The organism is Paraburkholderia sp. SIMBA_027 (genome assembly GCF_046535315.1).
Classification (GTDB): domain Bacteria; phylum Pseudomonadota; class Gammaproteobacteria; order Burkholderiales; family Burkholderiaceae; genus Paraburkholderia; species Paraburkholderia tropica.
On sequence record NZ_JAWRWY010000297.1, the window covers coordinates 1 to 307 of the forward strand.

At 55.7% G+C, this 307-nt stretch carries 1 pseudogene; it reads left to right on the forward strand.

Annotation, left to right across the window (positions count from 1 at the left end):
- Nucleotides 1-113: 113 nt before the first annotated feature.
- Nucleotides 114-307: pseudogene (locus SB764_RS39160) on the forward strand (urea ABC transporter permease subunit UrtC); the annotation flags it as partial.

A 307-nucleotide genomic window follows, 5' to 3' on the forward strand; every position in this document is an offset into this window, starting at 1 on the left:
CAGTTTATCGAACCGTTCTACGGAGCAGTTGCCGCCAAGGTGGCCGTGCTTCTGCTGATCGTGCTGATTATCCAGAAGCGCCCGCAAGGACTCTTTGCATTGAAGACCCGCGTATGAACACGTTTTCCGATCCGCGTACCAGCAGGAGATTGACCTTGTCGGCATTTGCAACAAAATGGCTAGGCCAGACCGTAGAGGTCGGCATCGCCCCGGTGCTGGTCCTGGTGGCGCTCTATCTGCCGTTTGCCTATTTTGTGATTCCGGAGTCGAATGCGCTGCATCTGTCGCTGTTCGGCATCAACCTGGT